This is a genomic window from Alloactinosynnema sp. L-07, from assembly GCF_900070365.1.
GTDB lineage: Bacteria > Actinomycetota > Actinomycetes > Mycobacteriales > Pseudonocardiaceae > Actinokineospora.
This window is the reverse complement of the sequence record NZ_LN850107.1, coordinates 1,237,382-1,258,810: the sequence shown is the minus strand read 5'-3', so window position 1 is coordinate 1,258,810 and position 21,429 is coordinate 1,237,382. Positions and strand designations below refer to the sequence as shown.

At 69.9% G+C, this 21,429-nt stretch carries 19 protein-coding genes and 2 pseudogenes; 12 read left to right on the top strand and 9 right to left on the bottom strand.

Annotated features, from left to right (window positions below; genetic code table 11):
* Positions 1-7: 7 nt before the first annotated feature.
* On the bottom strand, positions 8-2,860 hold the full coding sequence (gene uvrA, locus BN1701_RS06030) for an excinuclease ABC subunit UvrA (RefSeq protein WP_054046271.1): 2,853 nt from the start codon (positions 2,858-2,860) through the stop codon (positions 8-10).
* Between uvrA and BN1701_RS33975 the strand changes: the two are divergent.
* Positions 2,781-3,731, top strand: a pseudogene (locus BN1701_RS33975) (maleylpyruvate isomerase family mycothiol-dependent enzyme); the annotation flags it as partial. The gene uvrA and the pseudogene BN1701_RS33975 sit on opposite strands and share 80 nt — an antisense overlap.
* Here BN1701_RS33975 and BN1701_RS06025 read toward each other — a convergent pair.
* Positions 3,698-4,933 carry an acyltransferase gene (locus BN1701_RS06025; RefSeq protein ID WP_231949502.1) on the bottom strand — a complete coding sequence of 412 codons (1,236 nt, stop codon included), beginning with the start codon at positions 4,931-4,933 and terminating at the stop codon, positions 3,698-3,700. The pseudogene BN1701_RS33975 and the gene BN1701_RS06025 sit on opposite strands and share 34 nt — an antisense overlap.
* A 145-nt stretch (positions 4,934-5,078) precedes the next feature.
* On the opposite strand from BN1701_RS06025, the gene BN1701_RS06020 reads away from it, so the two are divergent.
* The 5 genes from BN1701_RS06020 to BN1701_RS05995 all read left to right on the top strand — a co-directional run bounded on the left by BN1701_RS06020 (position 5,079) and on the right by BN1701_RS05995 (position 9,285).
* On the top strand, positions 5,079-5,756 hold the full coding sequence (locus tag BN1701_RS06020) for an MBL fold metallo-hydrolase (protein ID WP_054046267.1): 678 nt from the start codon (positions 5,079-5,081) through the stop codon (positions 5,754-5,756).
* A gap of 112 nt (positions 5,757-5,868) precedes the next feature.
* Positions 5,869-6,261 carry a YciI family protein gene (locus BN1701_RS06015; RefSeq protein WP_054046265.1) on the top strand — a complete coding sequence of 131 codons (393 nt, stop codon included), beginning with the start codon at positions 5,869-5,871 and terminating at the stop codon, positions 6,259-6,261.
* Positions 6,258-7,433 carry an RNA polymerase sigma factor gene (locus tag BN1701_RS06010; protein WP_054046263.1) on the top strand — a complete coding sequence of 392 codons (1,176 nt, stop codon included), beginning with the start codon at positions 6,258-6,260 and terminating at the stop codon, positions 7,431-7,433. The genes BN1701_RS06015 and BN1701_RS06010 overlap by 4 nt, the downstream gene beginning before the upstream one ends.
* Positions 7,434-7,747: 314 nt before the next feature.
* Positions 7,748-8,845 carry an NAD(P)/FAD-dependent oxidoreductase gene (locus tag BN1701_RS06000; protein ID WP_054046261.1) on the top strand — a complete coding sequence of 366 codons (1,098 nt, stop codon included), beginning with the start codon at positions 7,748-7,750 and terminating at the stop codon, positions 8,843-8,845.
* Positions 8,846-8,847: 2 nt separating this feature from the next.
* On the top strand, positions 8,848-9,285 hold the full coding sequence (locus tag BN1701_RS05995) for a YdeI/OmpD-associated family protein (RefSeq protein WP_054046258.1): 438 nt from the start codon (positions 8,848-8,850) through the stop codon (positions 9,283-9,285).
* 21 nt (positions 9,286-9,306) lie between these two features.
* On the opposite strand, the gene BN1701_RS05990 is transcribed toward BN1701_RS05995, so the two are convergent.
* Entirely contained in the window at positions 9,307-9,762 is a 456-nt protein-coding gene (locus tag BN1701_RS05990) for an SLATT domain-containing protein (protein WP_067521076.1), read from the bottom strand.
* A gap of 269 nt (positions 9,763-10,031) precedes the next feature.
* On the opposite strand from BN1701_RS05990, the gene BN1701_RS05985 reads away from it, so the two are divergent.
* Positions 10,032-10,406 (top strand): FKBP-type peptidyl-prolyl cis-trans isomerase, encoded by a 375-nt coding sequence (locus BN1701_RS05985; RefSeq protein ID WP_172803194.1) that lies wholly within the window; start codon positions 10,032-10,034, stop codon positions 10,404-10,406.
* Positions 10,407-10,449: 43 nt separating this feature from the next.
* Here BN1701_RS05985 and BN1701_RS05980 read toward each other — a convergent pair whose 3' ends face one another.
* Entirely contained in the window at positions 10,450-11,187 is a 738-nt protein-coding gene (locus BN1701_RS05980; RefSeq protein ID WP_231949501.1) for an alpha/beta fold hydrolase, read from the bottom strand.
* Positions 11,188-11,196: 9 nt separating this feature from the next.
* Here BN1701_RS05980 and BN1701_RS05975 point away from each other — a divergent pair, with 9 nt between their 5' ends.
* Positions 11,197-12,483, top strand: coding sequence for a cytochrome P450 (locus BN1701_RS05975; RefSeq protein ID WP_054046256.1), 1,287 nt, complete (start codon positions 11,197-11,199; stop codon positions 12,481-12,483).
* 19 nt (positions 12,484-12,502) lie between these two features.
* On the opposite strand, the gene BN1701_RS05970 is transcribed toward BN1701_RS05975, so the two are convergent.
* From BN1701_RS05970 to BN1701_RS05955, 4 genes are all read right to left on the bottom strand, one after another.
* Entirely contained in the window at positions 12,503-13,039 is a 537-nt protein-coding gene (locus BN1701_RS05970; protein WP_054046254.1) for a hypothetical protein, read from the bottom strand.
* Between the two features lie 210 nt (positions 13,040-13,249).
* A complete protein-coding gene (locus BN1701_RS05965; RefSeq protein ID WP_054046251.1) occupies positions 13,250-13,711 on the bottom strand; it encodes a hypothetical protein in 462 nt (153 codons plus the stop codon).
* Positions 13,692-14,723, bottom strand: coding sequence for a Gfo/Idh/MocA family oxidoreductase (locus BN1701_RS05960; protein WP_197672050.1), 1,032 nt, complete (start codon positions 14,721-14,723; stop codon positions 13,692-13,694). The genes BN1701_RS05965 and BN1701_RS05960 overlap by 20 nt, the downstream gene beginning before the upstream one ends.
* Before the next feature lie 2 nt (positions 14,724-14,725).
* The gene (locus BN1701_RS05955) at positions 14,726-15,718 is read right to left on the bottom strand and encodes an IS4 family transposase (RefSeq protein ID WP_054046247.1); all 993 of its coding nucleotides are present in this window, start codon (positions 15,716-15,718) and stop codon (positions 14,726-14,728) included.
* A 257-nt stretch (positions 15,719-15,975) separates the two neighbouring features.
* On the opposite strand from BN1701_RS05955, the gene BN1701_RS05950 reads away from it, so the two are divergent.
* The gene (locus BN1701_RS05950) at positions 15,976-16,359 is read left to right on the top strand and encodes an SSI family serine proteinase inhibitor (RefSeq protein ID WP_054046245.1); all 384 of its coding nucleotides are present in this window, start codon (positions 15,976-15,978) and stop codon (positions 16,357-16,359) included.
* Positions 16,360-16,719: 360 nt separating this feature from the next.
* Complete coding sequence (locus tag BN1701_RS05945) at positions 16,720-17,991, top strand: nitric oxide synthase oxygenase (protein WP_369800498.1); 1,272 nt, start codon at positions 16,720-16,722, stop codon at positions 17,989-17,991.
* On the opposite strand, the gene BN1701_RS05940 is transcribed toward BN1701_RS05945, so the two are convergent.
* On the bottom strand, positions 17,964-19,901 hold the full coding sequence (locus BN1701_RS05940) for a beta-propeller domain-containing protein (RefSeq protein WP_082859674.1): 1,938 nt from the start codon (positions 19,899-19,901) through the stop codon (positions 17,964-17,966). The genes BN1701_RS05945 and BN1701_RS05940 overlap by 28 nt on opposite strands.
* Before the next feature lie 257 nt (positions 19,902-20,158).
* Here BN1701_RS05940 and BN1701_RS05935 point away from each other — a divergent pair.
* Positions 20,159-20,739 (top strand): annotated as a pseudogene (locus BN1701_RS05935) (DNA-binding protein).
* 33 nt (positions 20,740-20,772) lie between these two features.
* Positions 20,773-21,426: an RES family NAD+ phosphorylase gene (locus BN1701_RS05930; protein WP_054046241.1), complete on the top strand. Its 654-nt coding sequence runs from the start codon at positions 20,773-20,775 to the stop codon at positions 21,424-21,426.
* The last annotated feature ends 3 nt before the right edge of the window (positions 21,427-21,429 follow it).

The window sequence follows — 21,429 nt, the reverse complement described above, 5'->3', positions numbered from 1 at the left end:
TCGCAGGTCACATCACGTGGGCGAGAAACTCTCCGGTGTAGCTGCCCTCGACCTTGACCACGTCCTCCGGCGTGCCCTGTGCCACGACCAGGCCGCCGCCCGATCCGCCCTCCGGTCCCATGTCGACGATCCAGTCCGAGGTCTTGATCACGTCGAGGTTGTGCTCGATCACGATCACCGTGTTTCCCTTGTCCACCAGGCCGTTGATCACGCCGAGCAGCTTGCGGATGTCCTCGAAGTGCAGGCCGGTGGTCGGCTCGTCGAGAATGTAGACCGTCTTGCCGGTCGAGCGCTTCTGCAACTCGCTGGCGAGCTTGACCCGCTGGGCCTCGCCGCCGGACAGCGTCGGCGCGGGCTGTCCCAACCGGACGTAGCCGAGGCCGACGTCGACCAGGGTGGCCAGGTGCCGGTGGATGGCCTTGATCGGCTCGAAGAACGCGGCGGCCTCCTCGATCGGCATGTCGAGGATCTCGGCGATCGTCTTGCCCTTGTAGTGGACCTCCAGGGTCTCCCGGTTGTAGCGCGCGCCCTTGCAGACCTCGCACGGCACGTACACGTCCGGCAGGAAGTTCATCTCGATCTTGATCGTGCCGTCGCCCGCGCACGCCTCGCAGCGGCCGCCCTTGACGTTGAAGGAGAACCGGCCCGGCTGGTAGCCGCGGACCTTGGCCTCGGTGGTCGAGGCGAACAGCTTGCGGACGTGGTCGAACACGCCGGTGTAGGTCGCGGCGTTGGAGCGCGGGGTGCGGCCGATGGGCGACTGGTCGACCTGGACGAGCTTGTCGACCATGTCCAGGCCGCGGACCCGTGTGTGCCGCCCGGGCACCTGGCGCGCGCCGTTGAGCTTGTTCGCCAGGACGGTGGCGAGGATGTCGTTGACCAGGGTGGACTTTCCCGAGCCGGACACGCCGGTCACCGCGACCAGGCAGCCCAGCGGGAAGGAGACGTCGATGCCGCGCAGGTTGTGCTCCCGCGCTCCGACGACGGTGAGCTGGCGCTTCTTGTCGATCGAGCGGCGCAGCATCGGCATCGGGATGCTGCTGCGGCCCGCGAGGTAGGCGCCGGTCAGCGACTGCTTGTTCTTCAGCAGTTCCTTGAACGGGCCGCTGTGCACGACCTGGCCGCCGTGCTCGCCCGCGCCGGGGCCGATGTCGACCACCCAGTCGGACTGGCGGATGGTGTCCTCGTCGTGCTCCACCACGATCAGCGTGTTGCCCAGGTCGCGCAGCCTGGTCAGGGTCTCGATCAGCCGGTGGTTGTCGCGCTGGTGCAGCCCGATCGACGGCTCGTCCAGGACATACAGCACGCCGACCAGGCCGGAGCCGATCTGCGTGGCCAACCGGATGCGCTGCGCCTCGCCGCCGGACAGCGTGCCGGACGCGCGGTCCAGGGACAGATAGTCCAGGCCGACGTCCAGTAGGAACCGCAGGCGGGCCTGGATCTCCTTGAGGACGGCGCCCGCGATCATCGTCTCGCGCTTGCCCAGGGTGAGTCCGTCGAGGAAGGCAGAGCACTCGCTGATCGACATGTTGGAGACGTCGGCGATGGAGCGGTCGCCCTGGTCCTTGTGCGCGAGCGTGACGGCCAGGATCTCGGGCTTGAGGCGGGTGCCCTGGCACGAGGGGCACGGGACCTCGCGCATGTAGCCCTCGTACTTCTCGCGCATGTACTCGGAGTCGGTCTGCTCCTGGCGCCGTTCGAGGAACGGGATCACACCTTCGTAGGCGGCGTAGTAGGAGCGTTCGCGGCCGTAGCGGTTCTGGTAGCGGACGTGCACCTGGTCGGGCACGCCGTGCAGGACCGCCTTCTGCGCCTTGGCGGGCAGCCGCCGCCACGGGGTGTCCATCCGGAACCCGATCGACTCCCCCAGCGCCGAGAGCAGCCGGACGAAGTACTCGGCGGTCTGGCCACCGGCCCACGGCGCGATGGCGCCGTCGCCCAGCGACAGCTCGTCGTCGGGCACGACCAGCTCCGGGTCGACCTCCTTCTTGACGCCGATGCCCGTGCACACCGGACACGCGCCGTAGGGCGAGTTGAAGGAGAACGAGCGCGGCTCCAGGTCCTCGACGCCGAGCGGGTGGCCGTTGGGGCACGCCAAGTGCTCGGAGAAGCCGCGAATACGGGCTGGATCATGCTCGGGCAGGTCGACGAACTCCAACTCGACGAGCCCGTCGGCCAGGCGCAGCGCGGTCTCGACCGAGTCGGTGAGCCGCTGCTTGGACGTCGCCTTCACCGCGAGCCGGTCGACGATGACCGCGATGTCGTGCTTCTCCTGCTTCTTGAGCTTCGGCGGGTCGGCCAGGCTGTGGACCACGCCGTCGACCAGCGCGCGCGAATAGCCCTGGGTCTGGAGCTGGGAGAACAGGTCGAGGTATTCGCCCTTGCGGCCGCGGATGATCGGGGCGAGCACCTGGAACTTCAGGCCGGACTCCATGGCCAGCACCTGGTCGACGATCTGCTGCGGGGTCTGCTTGCTGATCGCCTCGCCGCAGGTCGGGCAGTGCGGCTTGCCCGCGCGCGCGTAGAGCAGGCGCAGGTAGTCGTAGACCTCGGTGATCGTGCCCACGGTCGAGCGCGGGTTGCGGCTGGTCGACTTCTGGTCGATCGAGACCGCGGGCGAGAGGCCCTCGATGAAGTCGACGTCGGGCTTGTCCATCTGGCCGAGGAACTGGCGCGCGTAGGCCGACAGCGACTCGACGTAGCGGCGCTGCCCCTCGGCGAAGATCGTGTCGAACGCCAGGCTGGACTTGCCGGACCCGGACAGGCCGGTGAACACGATCATGCTGTCGCGGGGAAGGTCGAGGTCGACGCCGCGCAGGTTGTGCTCACGGGCGCCGCGAACGACGAGGCGGTCGGCCACTGAAATCCCTTCGGTAGTGCACGTGAGCCGACCGGGCACGGGTCTGACCCATGAACGTCGATCAGCAAAGTGTGAGTGGCCACGGGTGGCCGACCCCCATGCTCGCACGGGGCACCGACAATTCTCGCGGACCCGGGTTCGTCATGCACCCGCGAAGCGGTACCGACGGGTAACAACCCTCGCCTACTCTGGATGGGGAGAGCAACTTTGCTCCGTTCGCCACCAACTCAGCATCGGGGTGCGCATGAGTGGGTTGAACACGTCCTCGCACACCACCGCGGGCACGCTCGCCGCGGTCAAGGAGGCAACCTCCGTCCTGACCGGGGTGGTCGACGGATTCAGCGAGTCCGACTTCCCCAGACCCAGCCTGCTGCCGGGGTGGACCCGCGGCCACGTGGTCACCCACCTGGCCCGAAACGCCGATGCGCTGGTCAACCTGCTCACGTGGGCCCGCACCGGCATCGAGCACGCCGCCTACCCCAGCCGCGCCGACCGCGACGCGGCCATCCACGCGGGCGCGACCAGGCTCGGCCAGGTCCAGCGCGAGGACCTGATCGCCGCGTCCGGCCGCTTCCTGGTCGAGGCCCGCAGACTGACCGACGCGGACTGGGCCGCGCCGGTGCAGCACCCGCACGGCGAGCTGATCCCGGCCGTCGAGATCCCGCAGCGCAGGCTGTTCGAGGTGTGGACCCACCTAGTCGACCTCGACGCGGGATTCGGGTTCGACGCGGTGCCCGCCGACCACCTCGACCTCATGCTCGACCGGGCCGTGCACCCGATCCTGAGCCGGACCGGGGGCACGCCGGTGCGGCTGCGGGTCGACCTGCCCGACGGCCGTCAGCGCAGCTGGGAGTTCGCCATCGGCACCCAGGACGGCGGCACCGAGTTGAGCGGATCGGCCGCGGCCGCGCTGGCCTGGCTCACCGGCCGCGGCCCGGTCGAACTCGACGGGACCCCACCGGAACTAGCCGCCTGGGGCTGAGGCACCTGCGGGAGCTCCCGCACCGCCGCCGCCACCGTGCTCGCCGCTGCCCGGGCGCGGTGCCAGACGTCGCCGGTCAGCAGGCGGTGGGCAGGCTGCTCGACCAGCCTGGTCATCGCCCAGCCGAGCAGGATCGCCATGGCCACGCAAACGGCCAGCCGCCCCCAAGGCCCGACCCCGGCGTCGAGCAGGAAGCGGGCCAGCACGAACCCGAGTTCCTGGTGGACCAGGTAGACGCCGAAGGAGATGCCACCCAGCCACCGGATCGGCCGCGCGAGCTGCCGGATGCCCGGGATGTCCCAGTCCGGCCCGCCCGCGGCGGCGATGATGCCCACGACGATCACGCCGAACGCGATGGTCGACCAGGTGTCCACGAAGTAGGAGTGCGCGTCCTGGGCGACCAGGGCGGCGGTCACGTAGAGGCCAAGGTGCCGCGCGGACATGCGGTTCCGCGTCCACAGCCAGATCGCCACGCCGACCCCGAACAGCGCGACCCGGTGCAGCGCCAGCCCGTCGAACACCGACTTGATCCACTGCTGCGCGTCGTCGTGCCGGAACGCGAACCGGATGACCAGCGGCAGCAGGACCAGTGTCCACAACAGACCAGTCAGCGCGGTCCCGCGGCGCCACCGCGTCGGCCAGAGTAGGGCCGCGGCGATGAACGCCATGACCTGCAACGGGAAAGTCCAGTAGGACGCGTCGACCCAGTGGAACTCCGGTGACCACGCCTGGATGAGCAGCAGGTTGGCGACCAGGTCCGTGACATCGGGCACATACCACCCGAACGCGGGCGCCACGGCCCTCGTCACGAGATAGGTGCCGACCACGGCGAGCAGGTAGGCGGGCAGCAGCCGGGCCAGCCGGTTGCGCAGCCACCGGCCGGTGTCCCCGCGACGGACCGTGACGCACGTGAAGTACGCCGAGATCACCAGCAGCGTGCTCGCGCCGAACTGCAGCGGCAGCACGAAGGGATAAGGCCCCAGCTCAGGGTGGTTGATCGGGGACTGGTGGGTGACGTGCTGCACGACGACCGAGTAGACGGCCAGCACCCGGATGACGTCCCAGCTCACCTTGCGCGGGGACTTCTTCACTGTCTGTGTATTCGGCACGAGCTCACAAGTGATCGGCGACAGGGTCCAGTTTCAGGTAACGCTCAGATAACAGGGTAATACCTGCGCGCCCGCGCCGCCGATCTGGGTGGAACCAGCGGTGGCAGGCAGACTACCGTCGGCGACCGTGGACCTCGTCGACGACTACACCGGCCATGTCGAGCCAGGCGGCCCCGCCGCCCGCCGAACCCTCCCCGCGCTGACGATCACCAAGGTGTCCGTCGGCCCCTATGACAACAACGCCTACCTGCTGACCTGTCGCGCCACGACCGAAGCCCTGCTCATCGATGCGGCGGCCGACCCCCAGCGCCTTTCGGACGTGATCGGGTACGGCCAGGATCGCCCCAGCCTGCGCACCATCGTCACCACCCACCAACACGGCGACCACTGGCAGGCCCTGGGCGCCACCGCGGGCGCCTTCGGCGCGAACACCATCGCCCACGCGCTCGACGCCGAGGTACTGCCGGTGCCGCCGGACCGGCTGGTGGATCAGGGGGACGTGGTGGAAGTGGGTGAGGTGACGCTGGAGGTCATCCACCTGCGCGGTCACACCCCTGGCTCCATCGCCCTGCTTTACCGCGACCCTTCCGGCCACGGACACCTGTTCACCGGCGACTCCTTGTTCCCTGGTGGGCCTGGACGGACCACAGACCCGGCGGCCTTCACCAGCCTGATGGACGACCTGGAGTCGCGAGTCTTCGGCGTACTGCCTGATAACACGTGGTTCTACCCCGGCCACGGCGACGACTCCACCCTCGGCGACGAGCGCCCAAAGCTGGACGAATGGCGAGAGCGCGGCTGGTGACCCTCGCGCGGAGTCGCTGAAACTTCCTCCGGATCGATGTCGAGAACGTGTCGGCGGCTCCGATCCACTGGTGAGGCGCCAAGATGGGCGCAGCACTCGGGAGGCGGAAACCATGAAGTTCATGCTGCTGATGAACTACCACGTCGAGGGCGTGGAGCCGATCACCGACTGGGCGCCGGAGGACGTCAAGGCGCACATGGAGTTCCAGGACGACTTCTACCAGCGCCTGACCGAGAGTGGCGAGCTGGTCGACGCGCAGGGGCTGGCGTGGCCGGACGCGGCCAAGAAGGTGGTGAAGAAGGACGGGCCCGCGGTCGTCACCGACGGGCCGTTCGCGGAGTCCAAGGAGTTCCTCGCGGGCTACTGGATCATCGACGTCGAGTCGGTCGAGCGGGCCCTTGAGGTCGCCGCCGAGGCGTCGGCCGCGCCTGGGCCGCAGGGCAAGCCACTGGGCCAGGAGATCCAGGTGCGCGAGATCATGAGCGCGCCGCCCGTCGAGCAGTGAACGAGCCGACCGAGGACCTGCTGCGCACCCTGGCGCCGCAGGTCCTCGGTGTGGTCGTGCGGCGGCACGGCGACTTCGCCGCGGCGGAGGACGCGGTCCAGGAGGCGCTGATCGCCGCCACGGCGCAGTGGGTAGACGGCGTGCCGGACAACCCCCGCGGGTGGCTCATCCAGGTCGCGACCCGCAGGATGGTCGACGCCTGGCGCAGTGACGAGGCCCGCAGGCTTCGGGAGGAGCGCGCCTCCCGGGAGCCCCCACCCGGTGAGACCGCCGACCAGGACGACACGTTGGCGCTGCTGTTCCTGTGCTGCCACCCGTCGCTCACCCCGGCGTCGGCCATCGCGCTGACGCTGCGGGCGATCGGCGGCCTGACGACGGCCGAGATAGCCAACGCCTTCCTGGTGCCCGAAGCGACGATGGCGCAGCGGATCAGCCGGGCGAAGCAGAAGGTCAAGGGCCTGCCGTTCACGCCGTCGGCCGACCTCGCACCGGTCCTGCACGTGCTCTACCTGATGTTCAACGAGGGCTACGCGAGCAGCACCGGCCCGACCCTGGTCCGCACCGACCTCTCCGGCGAGGCCATCCGCCTCACCCGCGCCACCCGCGCCGCGGTGCCCGACCACGCCGAACTCGGCGGCCTGCTGGCCCTCATGCTCCTCACCGACGCCCGCCGCCCCGCCCGCACCGCGGCCGACGGCACCCTGATCCCGCTGGCCGAGCAGGACCGCTCCACTTGGGACCACGCGCTGATCGCCGAGGGCTCTGCCCTGATCACTGACGTGATCGCGCGCGGAGCCGTTGGGCCCTACCAGCTCCAGGCCGCCATCGCCGCCCTGCACGGCGAGGCCCCCGACACCGAGAAGACCGATTGGCCGCAGATCCTGGCGCTCTACGGCCTGCTGGAACAGATGACCCCGAACCCGATGGTCACCTTGAACCGCGCGATCGCGGCGTCGATGGTGCACGGCCCGATCGTCGGCCTGTCCATGCTGGAATCCCTCGACGACCAGCTGAAAGATCACCACCGCCTGCACGCCGTCCGCGCCCACCTACACGAACGCGCCGGGAACCTCACCGAGGCGGCCCAGCTGTACCGATCGGCGGCGCGGCACACCACGAGCCTGCAGGAACAGCGCTACCTCACCGCCAAGGCAGCGGAACTCGGCAGCTGACGGTCGTCAGCTTGGCGGCCACGTCGCACGTGCCGTGGTCAAGCGCGCCCGCGCTCCCAGGGGTCTTCGTCACCGATGCGGTCCTCGGAGCCGAAGAACTCGTCGGCCTCCGCACGCATGCGGTCGCAATCGACCGGCGGCAGCCCCCGATGCCCCTCAGCGGTCCATTGGCGTCTGGACAATCCGACCCTCCGCGAGACTTGGTAACCCAGCGTAGCGCGCCCGGCTTGGCGATGCTGTGACGCAGGTCCCACCGCCGACCTGTCACGTTCCGCGCCGCTGTCATGTCCTTCTTGCGACGAACGGAGAAGCGCATGACACACCACATCGTTGTTCTCGGCGCCGGTTACAGCGGTCTTGTCGCGGCCAAGCTGGCGGCTCGCAAGGACGTCAAGGTCACCCTGGTCAACGCCCGCGACCGCTTCATCGAGCGGGTCCGCCTGCACCAACTGGCCGCCGGTCAGCCGCTGCGCGACCGCCCGCTGGCCGACCTGGTCGACGGCACCGGCATCAGCCTGGTGATCGACAAGGTGACCGAGATCGATCCCGACAACAAGCTCGTCCACCTCACCAACGGCACCCTCCCCTACGACACCCTCATCTACGCCCTCGGCAGCCAGGCCGACCTCGACGCCGTCCCCGGCGCCCGCGAGCACGCGGTCACGGTGGCCGATGTCGAGCAGGCCGAGCGGGCGCGCGGGCGGATCAGCGCGGCCGGGATGGTAGCGGTGGTCGGTGGCGGGCTGACCGGGATCGAGGCGGCCAGCGAGATCGCCGAGACCTATCCCGACGTCAAGGTCCGGCTGGTGACCGGCGGCGGGCTCGGTGCCGCGCTGTCGGAGAAGGCGCGCAAGCACCTGCGGCGGGCGTTCGACCGGCTCGGGGTGGAGGTGCGCGACGAGGTCCGGGTCGCCGAGGTGCGGGCCGACGGGTTGGTCCTCGACGACGGCGAGCACATCGGGGCCGACGTGGTCGTGTGGACGACCGGGTTCCGGGTGTCACCGCTGGCCGAGTGTGTGGCGGTCGACGACAGCGGACGGATGATCGTCGACGAGACGCTGCGGTCGGTGTCCAACCCGGACATCTACGGCATCGGCGACGCGGCCGCCGCCCGCCGGCCCGACGGCGATGAACTGCGGATGGCGTGCGCCACGGGCATTCCCGTCGCGCAGCAGGCCGTGCGGGCGATCATGGACCGGCTGGCGGGCCGCGAGCCGAAGCCGCTGCGATTCCGCTACCTCAACCAGTGTGTGAGCCTCGGCCGCCGCGACGGGCTGATCCAGTTCGTCCGCCGCGACGACAGCCCGGTCGAGGCGGTGATCACCGGCCGCGTCGCGGCGTACTACAAGGAGGCGGTGGTGAAGAGCACGATCCTGGTGCAGCGCCATCCAGGGATTCCTGGCACCTTCTAGGAATGCGATTCCGAACGACCGTCGAACTCGGCGGCAAGACGGCGACCGGCTTCCGGGTGCCGCGGGACGTGGTGACCGGACTCGGCCGCACCAAGCGGCCCCCGGTCACCGTCACGATCAACGGCCACACCTACCGCAGCACGGTGGCCGCCTACGGCGACGACTACTACCTGCCGCTCAGCGCCGAGAACCGGACCGCGGCGGGCGTGGGTGCTGGCGACGAGATCGAGGTCGACGTCGAGCTCGACACCGAGCCACGCGCGGTCGAGGTCCCCGCCGACCTGGCCGCGGCGCTGGCCGCCGCGCCAGCAGCACGTGCGGCGTTCGAGGCACTGTCCTACAGCCACAAACGCCGCCACGTGCTCGCCATCGACGACGCCAAGACCCAGCCGACCCGCGAACGCCGCATCGCGAAGACGATCACCGACCTGTCAGGCTGACAGATCGGCGCAGGACACGCCCTAGCCCTGTTCTCGGTTCTTGAGCCAGTTGGAGCTGAGCTTCTCCCAGATCCGCTGGTACTCGTCGTGCATCTCGCGCACGCGCTGGATGTCCAGGGTGTCGGGCTCGTTCGCGGCGACGTAATACTCGAGCTCGTCCAGCAGCCGGTGGAAACGATACGACGCCTCCTCCATCAGCACCCACAGCGAGCGCCAGGCGAAGAACGGCTCCAGCGCGGCCACCACCGTGACCACCGCGATCAGCGAGAACGCCGTGCCCGTCCACGGATCCAGGTTCTGCAGACCAAGGATGATCGTCGAGGCCGCGGACAGCACCAGCGTGGTGAGCCTGACCGTGACGGACTTCCAGCGGAATCGGTGCTTGCGGCCGTGGGCGTACCGCTGGGCGGACTCGATCTTGGACCGCACGTGGCCCGCGAGTTCCAGCGGGGTCAGCCCGTTCGACAAGTCGCTCACGGGCTCAGGATAGAGAACGATCTCGCCGCCGGGGACCGGCTTGGTCCACTTGGGCACCTGACGAAGTCAAGGCGATCCGCGAGCCGGACGAAGCGATCGTCGGTGGCGGGGCCAAAGAAAAGGCGACCCTGCCGTCGGGGGGTGACAGGGCCGCGTTCTTGATGTCGCCGGAACCCCCTGTCGCGTTACCGCCTGGGCGGGTCGTCGCGCGCGAGCCCGCACTGGCGGGGCAGGATGGCGGGGAAGCAACACCGAATCTAGGAGTGAGCATGGCTTTGCAGAAGCCCGAGGTCGACCCGATCGAGGGCGCGCCGCCCGCGGATCTGGTGGTCGAGGACATCACCGTCGGCGACGGCCCGGAGGCCACGGCCGGCCAGCTCGTCACCGTGCACTACGTCGGCGTCGCGCACTCGACCGGGGAGGAGTTCGACGCGTCGTGGAATCGGAATGACACGTTCAGCTTCCCGCTGGGTGGCGGGCGAGTGATCCAGGGCTGGGACCGCGGCGTGGCGGGCATGAAGGTCGGCGGCAGGCGCAAGCTGGTCATCCCGCCGCACCTGGGCTACGGCGACCGCGGCGCCGGTGGCGCGATCAAGCCCGGCGAGACGCTGATCTTCGTCGTGGACCTGGTCGGCGTCAGCTGATCTCCGGCCGTGGGGCTCCCGAGCGCGGGAGCCCCACGACGGGTCAGGCCAGGAAGTCGAGCAGCCCCCGCAGCGCGGCCGGGTCCTCGACGTGGGCGCTGTGGCCCAGCCCGGACAGCACGACCGGGTCGGCCACCAGGGTCCGCAGGTGGTCCGCGGGACTCATCGGGTCGTTCTCCCCCGCCGCCAGCCGGACCCGGGCGCGGGCCGCGCCGAGCAGGCCGGGCAGGTCCGGGCGGCCGACGGCGAAGGCCGCCGGGTCCAGCGCGAGCCGCCAGCCGTCTCCGTCGGCCACGACCAGGCGGGTGGCCTCGGCGCCCGACGGAAGGCCTGCGACCTTGGCCGCGCGGTCGACCGCCTCCTCGCGGGTCGCGAACACCCGGCTCGGCTTCGCCGCGATCTCCGCTGCCTTCGCCAGGTCGGCCGCCGACCAGCTCACCTTGATCCCGAGTCCGCACACCGCGGTCACCTCGACGCCGAACCAGCCGCCTGCCAGCGCCAGGCCGACCACGCCGCCTAGTGAGTGGCCGAGCACCGCGACCGGCCCGTCGACCAGGCCTGCCACCGCGGCCGCCAGCCCGCCGAAGGAATACCGGTCCGCGGGCGCCGACGCGCCGTGGCCAGGCAGGTCAGGGGCGATCCAGCGGCCCGGCCAGAGCGGGGTCACGCCCGCCCACACCTCGGCGCTGCCGCCGAGGCCGTGCAGCAGCAGCAACGTGGGTCCGTCGGTGCCGCCGCGTTCGACATGAATGTTGTCCACGGGCGCGATCTTGCCGTACACAATGGCTCCATGGGCACCGACGCCGCGCCGATTCTCGATCCGGACACCTACCGCACCGCCGTGCCGTACGACCTCCTCAAGGCCCTGCGCGAGGAGTCGGCCGTGCGGTGGGTCGACGAGCCGGACGGCCCGGGGTTCTGGGCGGTGCTGCGACACGCCGAGGTGCGCCACGTGCTGCGCTCCCCCGACGTCTACTCCTCCCAGCTCGGCGCCACGCAGATCCGCGACCCCGCGCCCGAGGCACTGACCTACGTCCGGCGGATGATGCTCAACCAGGACCCGCCCGACCACAACCGCCTGCGCGGCCTGCTGACCAGGGCGTTCACCCCGCGCGCCATCGCCAGGCTGACCGACCGGATCGACGGTTGGGCGCGCGAGCTGGTGGGCCGGATCGCGGGCGAGACCGACTTCGCCAAGGACGTCGCCGCCGACCTGCCGCTGCTGACCCTGGCCGAGGTGTTCGGGGTGCCCGCCGAGGACCGGTGGCTGATGTTCGATTGGAGCAACCGGGTCATCGGCTTCCAGGACGACGAGTACGCGGTGAGCGACACCGCGGGCGCCGGATCCAGCGACCTGGCCCGCCGCGCGCTGCGGCTGCGGCCGACCCCGGACACCGACGGCCGGATGCCCGACCCGCGGACCCGAGCGGGCATGCCCGACCTCTACGCCTACGCGCATGACCTCGGCGAGGTGAAGCGCCACTCCCCTGGCGACGACGTGATGAGCACCCTGATGTCCCATGTGGACGATGAGGGCGGTCGGGTGTCGATCGAGGAGTTCGAGAACCTGTTCTGGCTGTTCTCCGTGGCGGGCAACGAGACCCTGCGCAACGGCATTCCTGGCGGGATGATCGCCCTGATGTCCCATGTGGACACTTACCGCACGCTTCGGGACCGACCCGACCTGGTCGACGGCGCGGTGGAGGAGATGCTGCGCTGGTGGACGCCGGTCATGCACTTCCGCCGAACGGCCACAGTGGACACCGAGCTGGCCGGGACGCCCATCGCGGCGGGTGCGAAGGTGGTCGTGTGGTTCTCCTCGGCCAACCGCGACGAGCGCGTCTTCCCCGACCCGGACACCTTCGACATCACCCGCGCGGCGGGCGAGCACCTCAGTTTCGGCCACGGCCCGCACTTCTGCCTCGGCGCCCACCTGGCCCGCGTGCAGCTGCGTTCGATGTTCCGCGCCGTGCTGGACCTGCCAGGGCGGCTGACGCTCGCGGGCGAGCCGGTGCGCCTGCGGTCGAACTTCCAGAACGGGATCAAGAGCCTGCCGGTCACCATGGTCGACTGGTGACCGGCAGGCGATCAGCCGATCAGCAGCCGCAGCTGTAGAAAGTCACGTCCCAGTGGTTGCCCTCGTCGTAGTAGATGTTGCCCGAGGCCGCTCGCCACTTGCCGCCACCGATGTAGGTGAAGTTGTTGTGGATGTAGTTGCCGATGCCCGAGTACTTGGAGAAGTCCAACTTGTAGCCGTTCCAGTGGCTGTAGGTGCCGCTGGCGTGGCCGGTCTCGGTGCCGCCGGTGATGTTCAGCGCGCAGCCGCAGGCCCGCTTCAGGGTCTCGGCGCCCTGGACGGTGGCCAGGTTGATCTGCTCGAACGAGGTACAGGTGGAGTTGTTGCGGTTGCTGCAGTTGCCGCTGGAGGACCAGGTGATCCCGGCGTTGCGGAACCGGGTGGTGGCCTGTGCGTGGGTGAGCTTGGTGACCAGGACGCTCATGGTGGTGGCGCCCGAGGTGGGAGTGAACACCGGATCCTGCTCCGGCGCGGCGGCGGCGGACCCGGCGCCGAGTAAGGAGCCGACGGTGATCACGGCGGCGACGATGGCCGCGCGGATCGAGGACGTACGCATGGGCAATGTCCCTTCCAAAGGCAGCCCGAAGCGACCCGGGGGCTCCGGGCCTCGTCGGGACATGCGGCAACGGCGGAAACACGTCAGCACCAACGGACCTGGTGGCACGGCGGGACGGTCCGTGAGCGCTCGCTTCCAGAGTGGAGCGTAATGGGAACCGGCGCCGAGGCCGATAGGACAAACGGATATTTCCCAACCGTCCGCCGGATGTTATCCGCGACTGCCGTAGTGCGCGTGGACCGCGGCTTGGCCGGTGTAGTTGGGACCAGCGGCCACATCGGCGCCCAAGTAGCCGAACGGGAATTGGATCGTGGCCCACCCCCGCCGCGACACCCGCCGACGCCTGCCGTCGTAGACGAAGCCCGCGTCCCGCAGCGCCGCGAGCAGCCCCCGCCCCAACGGCCGTCCGTCCGGCCCACGCACCGCGGCGACGTCGAAGTCGGCGATCAGCGGTGCGCCACCGACAAGTTCCGCCGCGTCGATGAGAGCGCGGGCCTCACCGCAGCACAAGTCGAGCCAGCCGCGGTCACGCACCATCGCGATCGGATCGAAGCCGAGTTCGCGGCGGTACGACTCCAGCCCCCGTCCTCGGTTCATCGCGTTGTTCGCGACGACCGACGACAGGGCCAGTGCGGTGTCATCGATCAGCGCGTCAGATGGCGACTGGGACACCGGTGTCCGCCGACTTGATCGCCGCCTCCAGGGTGTCCACCAAGTCCACCGAGTCCGACAGCGGCACCGGCGGCGGTCCGTCGCCGAGTACACACGCCGCGACGGACTGGTAGAACCCCAGGTAGGCGCCCGGCTGGGTCGGGACAGCGCGGACTCCCTCGTCCGTCACCAACTGTCCCCATAGCTCCTCGGGGTACTCGCCGAAGCCCGCGTCTGTCGGCAGGCGGCCCGCGACCGACGCTTTCTCCTGTGGGTCCAGGCCCCAGCTTCGGTAGCCCGCGTCCATTCCGGTGACCACGAACCGGGGCGCGGCGGGCGTGGTCACGCTGCTCATCCGCAGGTAGGACCGCACTCCGCCGGCGTGGGTCAGCAGGATCGTCGCGTCGTTGGCGACCGGGGACGGGGTGGCCTCGGCGTGCACCGACACCGGCCTGCCGAACAGCGCGATCGCCTGGTCGGCCACATGGCTGCCCAGGTCGTACCGGATATCAGCCAGGTCCGCCGGGTCCTGGCTGGCCTTCCACGCCGTGCGCGCGGAGCGGGAAGCGCGTTCGAAGCGGGACTCGAAGCGGGTGACCGCGCCCAGGGTGCCGTCGGCGACCAGGTCGCGCACCGTACGGAAGTCGCCGTCCCAGCGGCGGTTCTGGAACACCGTCAGCATCCGGCCCGCCCGGTCCGCGCGGTCGGCGAGGTCGCGGATCTCCGCGCCGGTGGCGGCGACGGGTTTGTCGACCACCACGTGCAAACCCGCGTCGAGAGCCGCGGCGGCCTGGGCGACGTGGTGGCGGTTGGGCGAGGCGACGACGACCAGGTCCAGACCCGACCGCCACAGTTCGTCCACAGTGGACACAACGGTGGCGTCCGGGTACCGCTCGGCCACGGCGGCGGCGCGTTCGGGCGAGCCCGTCACCACCGTCGTGAGCCGTAGACCCGCTGCGGCGGCGATGAACGGGGCGTGGAACGCGCGGCCCGCCAACCCGTAGCCGATGACGCCCACCTTGATCTCATCCACCGTCAGATCCTCCCAGCAAGCGCTTCCTTACCGTCCCATCGCCACGCTTGGACCGCTTGATAGACACATAACATCGCCCATAACTCCTGCCTGACCCCGTGCGGATCCTGGGACCGCAGCGCCACCGGACCGGCGTCGAGCGCGTCGAAAACCGACTCGAACCGCCAGCGCCCCTCGTGCAGGGCGACCAGTTCCGCGGCGGGGGCGCGCTCGGGGTCCAGCAGTGTGGTGATCAGCACCGTCTCACCGGACCGGACAACCCGGACCGTGACCGACCGGGACATCGGGTCGCACTCGGGCAGCAGTCTGGACACGTAGGACCCGTCGGCCAGCAGCCGCAGCCGGGGCAGGTCCACCGATTCGCTTGGCCGCCACAGCAGGTGCACCCCCTGCTCGGTGGCCGCCCGCCACTGCCGGTGACCCAGGCTCGCCCGATGGGCGACCACGAGCGTGTCCGTCGAGACCGCGCCGATCAGCTCGGCGTCGAGTTCGTCGTCGCCGGTGCCGACCGCGACATCGATCAGGGCGCCGTCGCCGGGTGCGGCCAGGGCGACCATCCGAACCTCGGCCTCGGTGAACGCGGCCAGGTTGGCCACCGTGTCCGGCACATCCATCACGCCCCCGTCGAGCGTGCACACCCGCAGCCCGCGCCACCGGGGCGGGGCGTCGACGGCCTCGACCGCGCGGCGCAGAAACAGCCTGCGCATGACCTCCGACCCCAGTCGCTTGCGCGCCTTGGTGATCGACCCGGTGCTGGGCTCGGCGCGTTTGCCGGTGCTGACCCCGGCCCAGCGCATGCCGGTGGTCAGTCGGGTGAGCACCGAGTCGTACCCGGCGCTGCCGAACAACCACATGGCGAGCGAGAAATACACCATCGTCCGCGCGGGCAGCGCCCTCGACCGCTGTTCTCGAACCCCTGCCGCGTCGATCGCGGCATCCACCTCCTCCGGGGGAAACGCCTTGATCAGCATCCCGATGGCGATGCGGTCGGACAAACGGTCACGCGACGCTTTCGACGCGCGTGTTATCCCTCCCACTTATGGACCTTTCCAGCCGTGTACCACTAAGGAAGTAAGCCTATCTCGCCGATGGCGGCGCTGATTGCCGGCGACATGAATAGCACTCACGACCGGTGCGGCGCGATACCCCCCTGGGTGAAAGCGAATTCTGTTCGTCCTAAGCTCGGATTCGCGTGACTCCTGGGTCCCCATTCGGCGCAAACGGCATCCACAGCGCGAAGGAGTGTTCATTCATGTTGCGAAAGTTCCTCGCAAGCGCATTTGCGGTCGCCGCCGCTGCGGCGCTCGCCACCCCCGCCGAAGCGACGCCGACCGAGTCCGCGTACCTTGTGCTGACCGTCTCCGGGTCCCAGGGACCCACCAGGGCAGGCACGCTCCGCTGCGGCCCCAACGGCGGAATCCACCACTCACCCGACGCGGCCTGTGCCGCGTTGACGCAGGTGGACGGGGACTTCGATCAGCTCAACGTCGCCCCGGACCGGGCATGCACGCTGCAGTACGACCCGGTCCACGTGACCGCGTTCGGCCGGTGGCGGGGCAAGCGGATCGACTTCGCCACGACGTACGGCAATCCGTGCGTGTTGGTCGTCACCACCGGACCGGTGTTCCGCGTCTGACCCGCACCGGTAGTTCGGGCCACCGACAAGTCACCGACTAGCCACCAGCAAGACACTGTCACCCATTCACCACATCGGTATCGCTGGATCGAACTACTCCCAGCAATAGCGTTACAGGATGTGGCGGGAAATTCAGAGTGACCAACGCCACGTCGGATCGAAATTTCCGTGCGCTCGGCGCCGAGTTCACCGCTCGGCGCCGAGACAATGCCCTGACCGGACGAACAGTCGGAACCAACTGTCGGTCATCCACCAGGGAATCCGGCCCGGGAATCCGCCCCCAGACGTACACCTTTCAGGTGACAGCCAAACGAGTGAGTGTAGGTCCGAACACGCTGTGCACCCGGTAGGTTCTCGCGGGTGACAGGAGAGATCTGGTCGTTACCCGGTGACGATGATCAGCCTGGCCCCCGCGGCGGCGTCGCCGATCTCGACGAGGCCGAGGAGTTCCTTGAGCTGTTCCACCGCGAGAATCCCGGCGCCGGGTCAGTCAAGGACCGTATCCAGTGGGTTCGCGCCGAAGTCGAGCTCACCGGCACCTACCGCCACTCCATCGCTGAGCTGGAGTTCGGCGCGCGGGTCGCCTGGCGCAACAGCGCCCGGTGCATCGGCAGGCTGTACTGGCGCAGCATGAAAGTCCGCGACCTGCGAGCGGTGCGCGCTCCCGCGAAGGTGGCCGCGCACTGCCTGGAACACCTGCGGTTGGCCACCAACGGCGGCAAGATCCGCCCGCTGATCACCATCTTCGCGCCAGACACCCCCGGCTCCCCCGCCCCGCGGATCTGGAACGAGCAGCTCATCCGCTACGCGGGCTACCGCCGCCCGGACGGCACCGTCCTTGGCGACCCGCGCTACGTCGGGTTCACCTCGGCGGTCACCGACCTGGGCTGGGCCCCGCCCGGCGCGCCGGGCGCCTTCGACGTGCTCCCACTGGTGGTCTCCGCCGCCGACAAGCCCCCACACGTGCTCCCGCTGCCCGCCGACGTGGTGTGCGAGGTGCCGCTGAGCCATCCCGACCACCCGTGGTTCGCCGAGTTGGGCCTGCGCTGGCACGCCGTGCCCGCGATCAGCTCGATGCGCCTGTCCATCGGCGGCGTCGACTACCCGGCCGCGCCGTTCAACGGCTGGTACATGGGCACCGAGATCGGCGCCCGCAACTTCGCCGACGCCGACCGCTACGACCTGCTGCCCACCGTCGCCGACCGGCTCGGCCTGGACACCTCCACCCCGGCGAGCCTGTGGCGCGACCGGGCGCTGGTCGAGGTCAACGTCGCCGTGCTGCACTCGTTCGCGGCGGCCGGGGTGACGATCACCGACCACCACACCGAGTCCGCGCGCTTCCTCACCCATGTCGAACGCGAGGAGAAGGCCGGGCGCAAGTGCCCGGCCGACTGGACCTGGATCGTGCCGCCGATGTCCGGCGGGATCACCCCGGTGTTCCACCGCTACTACGACACCGAGCACCTCAAGCCCGAGTTCGTCGCCGACGACAGCGCCGTGCGCACCGCGACGCTGGGCACGCCGCCGCTGTTCCCCGAGAAGACCGACTTCCCGGACAAGAGCGACGGCGTGATCCCGTGGTCGCGGCTGCGCCGGATGGCCCGTCAGGCGAAGGGCACCCACGCGAGCTGATTCAGCCCGCCAAGGTCGGTGGCCATGATCCCGCCGCCGGACACCGTCCACAGCGCGCCCGCGGCCACCAGCGACCGGCGGATCTGCACGTCGCCGTACTCCCCGCCCGTCGGGTGGCTGAGCCTGGCCACCTCGGTGAGGCTGTCGCCAGCCAGCCGCAGCACCAGCGCGCCCGGGATGGCCCGCCCGTCGAACGCGTTGACCACCGGGACCACGATCAGGCCCTTGTCGGCCCAGTAGAGGAAGGCGTGCGGGTCGAACTCGATCTCCGATGAGGCACCCTTGAGCTGGTACTGGGTGATCACCTTCGCCTGCGCCGACGACGTGTCGAACAGCGACACCTGGGTTCCGGTCACCCGGCCCTCGCCGGTGGCGTCCTGGCCGACGCCGAGCAGCCTGCCCGCGGCGATCGGGTGCAGGTAGGCCGAGTAGCCGGTGATCTTGAGCTCGCCGGTCACGGTCGGCTTTGCCGGGTTGGAGACATCGACGGTGTAGAGCGGGTCGGTGCGGCGGAAGGTCACCACGTAGGCGGTGTCGCCGACGAACCGGACCGACTGGATGCGCTCGGTCTTGCCCAGCCCGTCCACCCGGCCGATCTCGGCCAGTTCCGCGCCGCGCCGGGTGAGCACGGCCAGCGAGCTCTCCGACTGCTGGGACTGGACGCAACAGCGCTGATCGCCCTTGGTGGTGGCGATGCGCAGGTTGCCTTTGTGCTCCGACAGCGAGTACTGGTTCAGCAGCGAGCCCATGACCGTGCCCGACGCCAGGTAGACCGGCTTGCCCGCGACCTTGATGTCGAACTGGTGGACAGTGGTGGTCGCCTGCTCCGGCAGCCCCGGCGCGGGCTTGCCGCGTCCCTCCATGGGCATGATGCCCATGCGGCTCTGGCGGTCGTCGGCGACATACAAACTGGCCGCCGTGCCGTACACGGTGTCGCCGTCGGCCGCGAGCCCGACGCCGTCGCCGGTCCCGAGGTCGTCGCGCAGGTCGAAGGTGAGCACGCTGAGCACCGCGGTGCCGGTGTAGCTGGCCGACCGGCTCAGGGCGGTGCAGTCGTAGAGCTGGCCTTCAGCGCCGCTTCCCGGGTTGTAGCGCGGGATCCAGTCCTGGATCTTCGACTTCCCGATGACGTCCTTGTTGCGCCGCGTCGCCTCGTCGGGGCTGATTCCCTGCGTGGGCATGACGAACGGCAGCCGCGGCGTGGACCGGATGACGATGCGGGCCACGGAGCCGACCTGGCGGCCGTCGATGTAGGTGCCGTCCACCGTCAGCGAGCCTGCGACCCGCGCGCCGCCGTTCAGGTCGACCCGGGTGATCGTGAGCTGACTGTTGTACATCCCGGGATGCGCGGCATCAAAGGCGACGCCCTCGGGATGCGAGGTGATCAGCACGTGGTCGCCGTCGAGCAGCATCGCCGACGGGGCGCCGGAAGGCAGCGTGAGGGTGGCGGTGAGCTGTCGGGTCGCGGTGTCGACGACGCGCAGCTTGCCGTCGAGGATGCTGATGATCCGCTTGCCGTCGGTCTTGACCAGGTCGGGCTCGTCGGCGGCGGCCTCATGGTTGTTGGTCCCCGAGTAGTCCTTGCCCTTCTGGGTGGTGGTCTTGGCCTCCGGGGCCTGCGGCGCACCCGCGTCGGCGGCGACGCCGCGCTCCATGACCATCACGTCGCCGTCGAGGCCGTACGGCCCGACCTTGGCCATGCCCGCGGCCTTGAGGTCGGCCAGGGCCTTGTCACACGAGTCGAATGCGACCAGCCGGACCTCCGACACCGACGGGACCGAACCGGGGCCGGGTGGCTGGGTCGCCTGATCGTCCCCCACGAAGTAGGCCGTCGCGATGACAGCGGCCCCCGCGACCGCGATGGCCAGCGCGGCCACGCCGATCCGGGGAAGTCTTAAGTCGGTGCTCATGCCTCCAGGACGGACTACCTACTCCCGTAGGTTGCACCGCTGTTCGACAACTGTCAGTGTTTGAGCTTGAGCGGAAAGTGGCAGATCTATGTTAGTTTCTCCCCAAATGCGGTGAGTTGAGCCACAAATGCGCACGAACCCGCACACGCGCGATACATTAGGCGCATGACAGCCGTGAGCGAGCTTGCGAGCGAACCATTGACACAGTGCGCAAGCCGGGTACGGCTGAACACGTGCGCTTTGGGCGGCAGGTGACCATGACGATGCTAGAGACGGTTCTCGCCAAGGCAGGCCTGCGGATCAACGCCGCGGAGTTCCTCGAACTGGTCGAGGAAGCCGCGAGACGGCTCTCCCCCGCGACACCGGACCCGGCGGACTACTTCTCCGCCGAACAGCGCGACACCCTCGCCGACGTCGGGCTCGACCTCACGCCCCGGCGCCCCGACGAGATCGACTCCCGGGCCCGCGCCGTGGCCGCCCAGGCCGTGCTGCGCGACTCGGCGCTCACCGTCGCCGACGCGGCCGAGTCCGTCGGCGTGGACTCCAGCCGCATCCGGCACCGGCTGGCCGCGGGCAGGCTCGCGGGCTGGAAGGACCGCGGCGGCTGGCGGCTGCCCGCCTGGCAGTTCGCCCCGTCCGGCGTGCTGCCCGGCCTCGACGTGGTGCTGCGCTCGGTCCCGACCGACCAGCCCCCGCTGGTCGTGGCCGCCTTCATGACCACCCCCAGCCCGACCTGCGGGTCAACGACGAACCCGCGACGCCGCGGCAATGGCTGCTGGCGGGCGGCGACCCGACCAAGGTCGCGGCGCTGGCGTCGATGCTCGGCACCCCGGCATAACCCGTTCCCCCGACGACTGGATCACCGCATCACATGTCACGGCTCCCCCAGCCGCCGGTCCCCGCTGCGCTGAAGACCCTGCTGCGCGTCGAAGAAGATGTCGTCGCCATCCACAGCGCGACGCACCTGGTCCGTGTGTTCGCCGCCGCGGGCGCGCACCGGCAGCGCTGGAACTCCTTCCGCTACACCGGCCCGCTGCCGCACGCCCGCTTCGACCCGCACCAGGTGGACCGCCACGGCGGCCCGACCAGCGCACCCGGCCACGGCGCGCTCTACTTCGGACTGACCGTGCGCACCAGCGTGGCCGAGGTGTTCCAGCAGACCTCCGTCGTCGACCGCACCACCAGGCGCCCGCACCTGGTGGTGTTCCGGCCCAAGCGCACGCTGCGCCTGCTCGACCTGTGCGGGCTGTGGCCGACCAGGGCGGGCGCGTCGCAGGAGATCAGCAGTGGCAACAAGAGCGTCACCCAGGCGTGGGCGCGGGCGATCCGCTCGGCACACCCGGAACTGGACGGGGTCTGGTACAGATCGTCCATGGACAGCGGCGAACCGGCGATCTGCCTGTGGGACCCGCCCGCGCGCGGCGCCCTGCCGACGACACCGGACCTGCTGCTCCCGCTGGACTACCCTGGGCTGGATCTGCCGCTGGCCCGCATCTGCGAAGAACTCAATTACACGCTGCTGTAAGGA